6 protein-coding genes and 2 pseudogenes are annotated in these 9,798 nt (G+C 38.3%); 4 read left to right on the forward strand and 4 right to left on the reverse strand.

What is annotated here, in order from left to right:
• The 3 genes and pseudogenes from FTU64_RS15865 to adeS all read left to right on the forward strand — a co-directional run.
• Positions 1-129: pseudogene (locus tag FTU64_RS15865) on the forward strand (IS1 family transposase); the annotation flags it as partial.
• 271 nt (positions 130-400) lie between these two features.
• Positions 401-1,129 carry an efflux system response regulator transcription factor AdeR gene (gene adeR, locus FTU64_RS15870; RefSeq protein ID WP_032073130.1) on the forward strand — a complete coding sequence of 243 codons (729 nt, stop codon included), beginning with the start codon at positions 401-403 and terminating at the stop codon, positions 1,127-1,129.
• Positions 1,119-2,225 (forward strand): two-component sensor histidine kinase AdeS, encoded by a 1,107-nt coding sequence (gene adeS / locus FTU64_RS15875; protein WP_032073131.1) that lies wholly within the window; start codon positions 1,119-1,121, stop codon positions 2,223-2,225. Before adeR ends, adeS begins: the two co-directional genes overlap by 11 nt.
• 103 nt (positions 2,226-2,328) lie before the next feature.
• Here adeS and FTU64_RS15880 read toward each other — a convergent pair whose 3' ends face one another.
• From FTU64_RS15880 to FTU64_RS15890, 3 genes are all read right to left on the reverse strand, one after another.
• A complete protein-coding gene (locus FTU64_RS15880) occupies positions 2,329-3,843 on the reverse strand; it encodes an MFS transporter (RefSeq protein ID WP_032073148.1) in 1,515 nt (504 codons plus the stop codon).
• Between the two features lie 113 nt (positions 3,844-3,956).
• On the reverse strand, positions 3,957-7,061 hold the full coding sequence (locus FTU64_RS15885) for a multidrug efflux RND transporter permease subunit (RefSeq protein ID WP_270915313.1): 3,105 nt from the start codon (positions 7,059-7,061) through the stop codon (positions 3,957-3,959).
• Entirely contained in the window at positions 7,058-8,221 is a 1,164-nt protein-coding gene (locus FTU64_RS15890; protein WP_032073150.1) for an efflux RND transporter periplasmic adaptor subunit, read from the reverse strand. The genes FTU64_RS15885 and FTU64_RS15890 overlap by 4 nt, the downstream gene beginning before the upstream one ends.
• A gap of 426 nt (positions 8,222-8,647) precedes the next feature.
• Here FTU64_RS15890 and FTU64_RS15895 point away from each other — a divergent pair, with 426 nt between their 5' ends.
• Entirely contained in the window at positions 8,648-9,244 is a 597-nt protein-coding gene (locus FTU64_RS15895) for a LysE family transporter (protein WP_180022882.1), read from the forward strand.
• 27 nt (positions 9,245-9,271) lie between these two features.
• Here FTU64_RS15895 and FTU64_RS15900 read toward each other — a convergent pair.
• Positions 9,272-9,670, reverse strand: a pseudogene (locus FTU64_RS15900) (helix-turn-helix transcriptional regulator); the annotation flags it as partial.
• Between the last annotated feature and the right edge of the window lie 128 nt (positions 9,671-9,798).

Below are 9,798 nucleotides of genomic sequence, written 5' to 3' on the forward strand. Positions count from 1 at the left end.
AAAGTTTTACGTACTTTAACTGAATCAACCTATGAAATTCAGCCTCAGCAAAGTCATTATGAATCTCTCGAAGTAGATGAGTTCTGGAATTTTGTTGGAAATAAAAAGAATAAACAATGGCTTATTTTTGTTCAAAAGTCATATTTTACCTCGGAGAAACCGGACATTTTTATTGGTGAGAATATAGACACTTTAAATGGGTTCTAACACTCTCTCGTTTCGTATAACAGCCATTATGTTAAATGAATGATAATTGACATTTTGTTCATTAATACTGATATGCAACGAATTTTATTATATGTCACCCCTCAATTACAAATATAAATGACTGCTCGTCTAATCATCTCCATTACACAATTAAATGTTAAAATGCATAGCTACTTCATCTAAGATAAAATATATGTATCCAAATCTACAGCACAGCTTCGAAAACAGCGTCATTCTCGTTGTAGAAGATGATTATGATATTGGTGACATTCTTGAAAAATACATAAAAAATGAAAACATGCAGGTCATCCGTGCATTGGATGGACAACAAGCTTTAGAGTGCCTAAAAGCCAACTCTATCGACCTGATTCTCCTTGATATTAAATTACCCAAACTAAATGGCTGGGAAATTCTACAAATCATCCGTCAAACAAGTCATTTACCTGTCATTATGCTGACTGCCTTAGATGATCAAGTGAATAAGATCATGGGGCTAAAAATGGGTGCTGATGACTTTATTATTAAGCCATTTAACCCAAACGAAGTGATTGCACGAATACAAGCCGTACTTAGACGAAGTACAAGCCAAAATATGGAAATAACTAATATTATTCGTTATAGAAATATTGAAATTAATCCAGATCATCATCAAGTTTACATTTCAAATGGTCAAAGAAATCAGTTGCTCAACCTTACGTTAACTGAGTATAAGATACTGTTTTTGATGGCAAAAACACCGAATAAAGTCTTTACACGTAATGAATTGATCCAAAACTGTATGCCTGAAAGTGATGCTTTAGATCGCACTGTAGATAGCCATATCAGCAAATTACGCAAAAAACTTGAAGAAAATGATGTAAATGGCTTATTAATCAATGTCCGTGGCGTGGGGTATCGCTTAGATCAAAATCATGAAATTTAACTTTTTTAAAAATTCTGTTGGAATTAACTTCCAGTTTATTATCATGATGAGCCTATTCAATTTAGGCATTACGCTGTTATCTTTCATGATTGGCTATTTTGTTTATAGCTGGGCGATAAAAATAGGTTTTCTAAATACACAAGTTATTAATTCAAATGAATTTTCAGTTACCTCCGTTGACTTTATCTGGCTGTTTTTAGTGCTATTAACAGGCTTTTTTCTTTCTACTATCCTCGCCTTTAAATATGGAAAACGCTATACACAGCCAATTAGTGATTTAGCAGATGTTATTCAACAAATTCAACAAGGCAATTTAGCACTCAGAATTAAACAGCCACATCATGATATTCCACATGAAATCAAGTCTCTTATTGAGAACTTCAATGAAATGGCAAACCAACTTGAAGTATCAGTTAAGAATTCAACTGTTTGGAATGCTGCAATTGCACATGAATTACGAACACCTGTGACAATATTACAAGGTCGCTTGCAAGGTATTGTCGATGGTATATTTATTGCCGATAAAGCTTTACACCTAAGCTTATTGAACCAAGTCGAAGGCTTATCTTACCTTGTGGAAGATTTACGGACACTGACACTTATTGAAAATAAACAATTACGATTAGAACTAGAAAAGACCAATTTAAAAAATAGTATTGAAAAATGTCTGCAGATGTTTAATGAACGGTTTCATGTTAAAGGTTTAACTATTGTTTTAAATTTGACGGATAAATTGGTTTGCGTTGATATAAGAAGGATGGAACAGGTCTTTATTGCATTGTTCTCTAACTTTCTAAGATATTCGAATGCTGGAAAAATAAATATTACATCTGTAACCACAGCAGAACATTGGGTATTGACGTTTGAAGATGAAGGTCCTGGTATTGATGAATCGCATCTTAAACACCTGTTCAAACCCTTCTATCGACTGGAAGACTCTAGATCATGTCTAGATGGCGGTACTGGATTAGGCTTGGCAGTGATTGATGCAATTATTGAAGCACACCAAGGTCATATTTATTATTCTAAATCCAAAAACTTAGGTGGCAGCTGTTTTACTATTCAACTAAATCGTAAGACATCAACTCATTTATAATGTGTTAAGTTCAGATTAATACGGCTTAATTTAAACCATAAATTTAAGATAAATTGATGTCTGAACTTAACCATTCTGTTTGATGATCCTCAAATAAATTTCATCACAATGAATTCTCATCTCGATATTTAGCTAGCATAAAAAATACCACAATGGAGAGTATCCCGATGATAATCCCTGCTGTTAATAATAAATTAACATGAGCTGAACTGAAGGCAATTTTACCTGCGTTAATCAATGCTGTACCTTGTTCAACGGGTAACTGGCTCGCCACTAAATAGGTATCACCAATCGAAAGTCTGGCTTTTTCTGCTAAAACAGCAGTTAAATCTGACGGCACTTGAAGATGACTGCCAAATATATAGGCCATGAAAACACCAAATAAAGTAATACCTAGTCCTGTACCCAGTTCATAACCTGTACTTTCAAGTGAACCTGCCGCACCGCCCTTTTCTGCAGGTACTGAGCCCATGATCGCAATGGATGAAGCTGTTAAACCAATACTCAGTGTTAATCCAATCGAAGCTAAAATAAAGGGAACGATGATTCCCGGATGATGAAAATCTGAATAACTCAAACTGACCAACGCAATTGCTGCCAATATTAATGACATGGTCGCAACCAGACGGAGTCCAAATTTATTGGATAAAAAACCAGCAATAGGCCCGCCAATAGCGGCCGCAACCATAATCGGAACCATAAAAAGACCGGCTTGCAGCGGTGTTAAACGAATGACATATTGCAGCTCCATTGCCAAAGTTAACTCAACCCCTGCCAAAGCGCCTGCAGCAACCATTGCCATAATAATGCCGGCTAAAATAGCAGGACGTGAAAATAGCGAAAGATCTAGCATCGGCTGAGGAGAATTCAGCTGTTTGCGTACAAATATGGTTAATAAGCCGATAGATAAAACGACCAAAGGCAAGACAATCAACAACGACTGTTTACCGCCTAAGCCTGCTTTTAGTGCATATACAAACGAAATCAAACCGACAATCAGCAATAGCGCTTGACCAAATGCCCAATGTCCAGGGGTTATAGCTTCTTTTCGGGACAATAAGAAATAGCACATTGGTGCGACAACCAGCATGATTGGGACGTTAATCAGGAAAACTGAACCCCACCAGAAATATTCTAACAATCCCCCACCAATGAGCGGTCCAATGGCGGCACCGGCTGATCCGATTGTGCCCCAAATACCCAGCGCAATGGCACGTTCGCGACTGTCTTCGAAGGTTCTGCGAATAATACCCAATACACAGGGCATAATCATGGCACCGCCTAATGCTAATAAAGCACGTGCGGCAATCAGCATAGAAGCCGTTTGGGAAAATGCCGCAAGGACTGAGGCAATTCCAAATATAACCAAGCCAATCAGCAGAATCTTACGATTGCCGACACGATCAGCCAAAGTTCCCATCGGAACTAAAAGTCCAGCCATAAGTAATGGATAAATATCAATAATCCATAAGACTTGGTTACTTGTGGCACTCAGCGATTGGGTTAATGAGGGAACCGCAACATGCAGTACAGTCATATCAATCACAATCGGCAGAAATGCAAGCACGACAGCGAGCAATATCCACCAGCGTTTCGGATCAAGATTGGTAGCTTTCATGATTAAACCTATATTGATGGTTTATTAAATCAATTCTGAAATAAAGATGTAAATGAAAGATTTGTTGTGGGCTAAACTCGTTAACCCACAGCTTTTATTCTCAGTTTTGATGCTTAATGTGCCGCTTTACGTTTCGAGAATTTCTCAACCATGCTCATGACGACAATAAAGAAAATCGGTACAAAAATAACAGCTAGAATTGTTGCGCTGATCATGCCGCCAAAGACGCCTGTACCAATCGCTTTTTGAGTTTCAGAACTAGCGCCACTGGCAATGACTAAAGGAATAACGCCACAGGTAAATGCCAAAGATGTCATTAGGATTGGACGTAAGCGCAATTTAGCGGCTGCAACGGTTGCCTCCACTAAACCCATTCCTTCTTCTCTTAGTGCTTTTGCAAACTCAACAATCAAAATAGCATTCTTTGCAGATAGACCAATAATCGTGATCATGCCGACCTTAAAGAAAATATCATTTGGCATACCACGTAACATTACTGCTAAAAAGGCGCCAATCAACCCTAGAGGGACAACTAGCATCACAGAGAATGGAATTGACCAGCTTTCATAAAGCGCTGCCAAGACAAGGAAAACGACTAACATCGACAACAGTAATAAAAACAAGGTTTGTGATTCCGACTGTTTTTCTTCTAGAGAAATCCCAGTCCACTCATAACCCACACCTTTCGGAAGTTGTTCAATCAAATTTTCCATCTCAGTCATGGCTTGTCCTGAAGATATACCTGCTGCTGGACTGCCAGAAATACTCAATGATGGACGACCGTTGTAACGATTGTATTGTTGTGGGGAATGTTGCCAAATTGGAGTAATTATTTCAGACATTGAAACCAATTTACCGCTTTGACTGTTCACCTTAATCTGAAGAATATCTTCAATACTCATGCGTGATTTGGCATCAAGTTGCACAATGACTTGCTGCATACGGTCATGATTTGGAAAATCATTGATATACATCGAACCCATTGAGGTTGAAATAATATCGGTCACATCACTGAAATTAACACCTAATGCCTGCAATTTATCTCTATCAATTTTAAGCTGTACAGAACTGCCATCTGGCAAACCTTCAGGATAGACCTCCGCCACGATTTTACTTTGTGCTGCTAATGCTAAAAGCTGATCTTGTGCTTCTCTTAAAGCAGGCATGCCAATATTGCCACGATCTAATAATCTCAGTGAAAAACCAGATGAGTTACCCAATTCATCAATTGCTGGTGGTAACACAGACATGGTTTGACCTTCTGAACTTTCAGCCATCGCTATATTGGCATTATTCACGACTTCTTGTGCCGTAATAGTACGCTCTTCGAATGGCAATAGATTGGTAAAATACATCGCTGTATTCTGACCAGATCCACTAAAACCAAAACCTAAGACCGCCATATTGTCTTTAATCCCCGTTTCTTGGTCTAAATAATTTTGAAACTCAGCAACGACTTTACGGGTACGTTCTTGAGTTGCATCCGCAGGAAGTTGAATCGAAGTCATAAACCACCCCTGATCTTCTTCTGGCATAAACGCAGTCGGAACGTGTTTAAAACTAAAAATCAGCACAATGACAATGCCTAAGAAACATAACATTGCGAGGGTTTTATGTTTAATTACTTTAAATAAACTGCGTTCATAGCGATTGTTCAGCTTCTCAAAACTGCGATCAAACGATGCAAAAACACCCTTTTTCTGATGGTCTTGATCAATCGGTTTTAACATCGTTGCACATAACGCAGGGGTTAATGTCAGTGCAAGGAAAGCTGAGAATAAAATTGAAACCGACATGGTAATGGTGAACTGACGATAGATAATCCCCACTGAGCCTGACGCCAATGCCATCGGCAAGAATACAGCGGCTAACACTAAGGTGATGCCAATAATCGGATTGGTAATTTCCTTCATGGCTTTAGATGTGGCTTCAACTGGAGATAAGCCTTCTGTCGCCATAATGCGTTCAACATTCTCAATGACCACAATCGCATCATCGACAATAATCCCGATCGCAAGCACCATACCGAACATGGTCAGCACATTAATCGAAAAACCAGCAAGCAGCATGACTGAGAATGTGCCAAGCAATGCAATCGGTGCAACAATCGCCGGAATTAAGGTGTATCGAACATTGTGTAAAAAGATAAACATGACAATAAAAACTAATGCCATAGCTTCAAGCAATGTCATGATTACTTTTTCAATCGAGATTTTTACAAAAGGTGCAGTGTCGTAAGGTATAGAGAATTTCATACCATCAGGCAGTGCTGAACCTAACTGTTCAATTTTCGCTTTAACACCTTCTGCAGTCTTGACAGCGTTGGCACCAGGACTCATTTGTATCGCCACAGCTGTAGAGGCTTTGCCATTTTCTAAAATCGCAAAGTTATACATCTGTGCCCCGATTTCGACACGAGCGACATCCGACAGTCGAACATTGGCGCCATTTTGTTGAGCACGTAAACTAATTTTCTTGAATTGCTCTACAGTTTCTAATTGACCTTGAGCAGTTAAAGGAATAGTAATTTGTTGCCCCGTCAAAGCAGGAACATCACCAATACGACCTGGTGATATCGGCAAGTTTTGGTTTTGGATGGCTGTATTCACATCTTGAATACTCAATCCATAAGAAACCAAACGATCTGGATCGACCCAAATCCGCATGGCTTTTTCAGCACCAAAATTTTGGACTTTACCAACACCGTCAACCCGCTTTAATTCTTCAATCACATAGCGAGTCATATAGTCACTGACATCAATTTCACTATATTTGCCATTCGGTGAACTTAAGCCCACCATCATTAAAAAACCAGACGACGCAGCATCGACCATCAGCCCTTGTTGTCGCACTGTTTGAGGTAAGCGTGACTCAATGGCTTTAATTTTGTTTTGCACATCAATTTGTGCAAGTTCTACATCTGTACCTGGTTTAAATGTTGCGGTGATTGTTGCTGTTCCAGAACTATCTGAACTTGAACTGTAATAAAGTAAGTTTTTGACACCTGACATTTCCCGCTCAATCAAGGTCACAACACTATCATTCAATGTTTTTGGCGTAGCACCTGGATAGATTGCCGTAATACTAATCTGTGGTGGCGCAACACTTGGGAATCGTGCAATAGGTAACTTGGGGATGCTTAGTACACCCAACAGAATAATAAATAAAGCAATCACCCATGCAAAAATAGGACGCCTAATGAAAAATTGGGACATTATTGCTGTCCTCCATTTTCCTTAATATTTGTAGGTTGCCACTGCTTAATTTTTAATTTTTGCTCAGGCTGTATACGATCAGCCCCTTCAACAATGACTTTCTCACCTGCTTGTAACCCTTGTTTGATCACATAGTTATTTTGATAACGTTGACCAAGCTGAACAGGCTTGCTTTGCGCTAAACCTTTTTGATTAACAATCGTAACATTGGCTTTACCACTAATATCATGTTGAATCGCTTGTTCTGGAACTAGGAGCGCATTTTCAACTTGAGCTCGGCTCATATTGACTCGAACATACATGCCTGGCAAAAGTTTTTGATTTTCATTATTGGCTAAAATACGGATTGTGACATCACCCGTATCAGGATCAACTTTAGTATCCGAAAATAGGATTTCACCTGTAACGTTATAAGGTTTACCCTGACTATTTAGGATTTCAACCGTATGTTTGGTATTTGACACGTCACCTTGCTGTAAAGCTTCCTGTAGTTTTTCATAATCACTAATTGATTGCTTTACATCAACATAGACTTTATTAATCTGTTGTATTACGGCCATTGCATTAGTATCACCTTGACCAACTAATGCACCCTCAGTCACTAAGATTTCACCAATCGTTCCCGAGATAGGGGCTGTAACAGTCGCATATTTAAGATTAAGTTGTTGTCTGCTTAACATGGCTTGCATTTGCGCCACATCGGCTTTTGCTTTTTGATAATCTGCTTCGGTATTGTTGTATTCCTGCTGACTAACCGCATTTACTTTTACTAATTCAGTGTAGCGTTTTAACAGCACCTGCAAACGTGTCACCTCAGCTTGTGCACGGTTTAAAGTGGCTTGATTGCTTTTTACATCTGCCTGAAATATTTCAGAATTCAATTTAAAAAGCGGTTGACCTGCTTGCACATAAGAGCCTTGCTTAAAAAGTACTTTATCAACAATTCCACCTACTTGCGGGCGAATTTCAGCAATACGGTAAGCGACAACACGGCCTGGAAGATTTTCAATTAAATTCATGGAATGCGGTAATACCGTGATGGTACTGACAACCGCTGGTGGCATTTCTGTTGGGGACTGTTCAGCATCTTTGGCTTGTGTACAGCCGATTAAAAGTACAGTTGTAATAAGTATTGAACCTATTAAATGATAATGTGTTGACATGCTTTTTCAGAGGGGGGGTTTTAGATACTACTATTTTGAAATAGCAGTGTTTATGAATTGCTGATGTTGTGTGGAGATTGTGTGGAGATTGTGTGGAGAGATTAAAAGATTTATTTTTTAATGACACGCTTAAACAGCGTGGCTTGTAAATTAGTATAAATAATTTTGTTGTTCTACAATTTTGATCGTATCTTAGTTTTTTCTCATAGTTCATGAACTTTAAAATTCTAAACCAAGACTAATATTTATATAAGCAATTGAAAATACAATACATAGTTTCTTTATACACTTATGAAGTGAACTTTAGGTGAACATAAGTTAAATAGAAATTTTTAATTAGTTCAGCACAAACGTACAATCTTTAAGGCCTATAACTCGATACCGTTCTCTCTTTGATGTTTATTGCTATCTAATTGAGTGAACTCTGTGGAAATATTTCTTTATACATTAAGCGTTATGTATAGCCCAGGCCCTGTAAATTTTATGGGGCTAAATTCTGGCCTTACAGGTCAATTAAAAAAGACTATAGGATTTTACCTAGGCATTGGTTTCGCCATGTTGATCTTATTCGTATTGTTTGGCTATATAGGTGAAGCTGTTATTCCACATGGATTGATTCATTATATTGCTTTAGCGGGTGCAATTTATACATTCTACTTGGCTATAAAAATGATTAGGGCGAATGTAGAAACAACTCAACAGCAAGAAAGCCATCTAACATTCTTAAATGGCTTATTTATTCAGTTATTAAATCCAAAAGCCATTCTCGTCATTCTACCTGTTACGACAATTATGTACCCTGCAGCCAAAATCACAGGAATCATGATCTTGATAGTTTCTTTACTGATTTCACTTGGTGCTGTTGGCGCACCATTCACCTATGCTCTGGTTGGAAAATTATTAGGCAACAAAATTGCTAATCCTATCTGGTTTAATCGGCTAAATAAGCTGATGGGTATACTCTTGATTTTATCAGGGCTTTTTATGTTCAAAGATTTTCTTAATGGAATAAATCTGCTGTAGGACAAATTAGCCGTTCAAATCGAACGGCTATCTTTTAATATTTATCATTTTCCATTGAGTGGGAGTTAAACCAAATGTTTTTATAAAATGTCTGGTCATATGACTCTGATCAAAAAAGCCTGCATTTAAAGCAGCATTAACAATAGACTCCCCTTGAGCAAGGTAGAACTTAACTGTTTCTAAGCGACGCATGATCATATAACGGTGTGGGCTAGTTCCAAATAATAATCGGAAATCACGAGAAAGGCTCCAGCGGTCACGATCAGCATGTTTCTCTAAATCTGACAAACTTAAGTTTTCATGTGGATACGCCAAAATACACTCACGCGCTCTCTCTGCTGCCTTGTAGTCAAATTTTTTGTTTTGGTTAGATGAAGTATCTGAAATTTCACACAGTGTAGTTGCCAAATCAAATAGAGCATCTTCCGGCACTGTTGCAAATAGGCTGACATGATAAGCTAAATATCTTATTTATTTCGAGATACAGCAGATGAATCCCTTCCACGGTCGGCACTTTCAAGGTGAAATCATTCTTTGGGCTGTTCGTTGGTATT

The sequence above is a fragment of the Acinetobacter sp. YH12128 genome, assembly GCF_013418655.1.
GTDB lineage: Bacteria > Pseudomonadota > Gammaproteobacteria > Pseudomonadales > Moraxellaceae > Acinetobacter > Acinetobacter amyesii.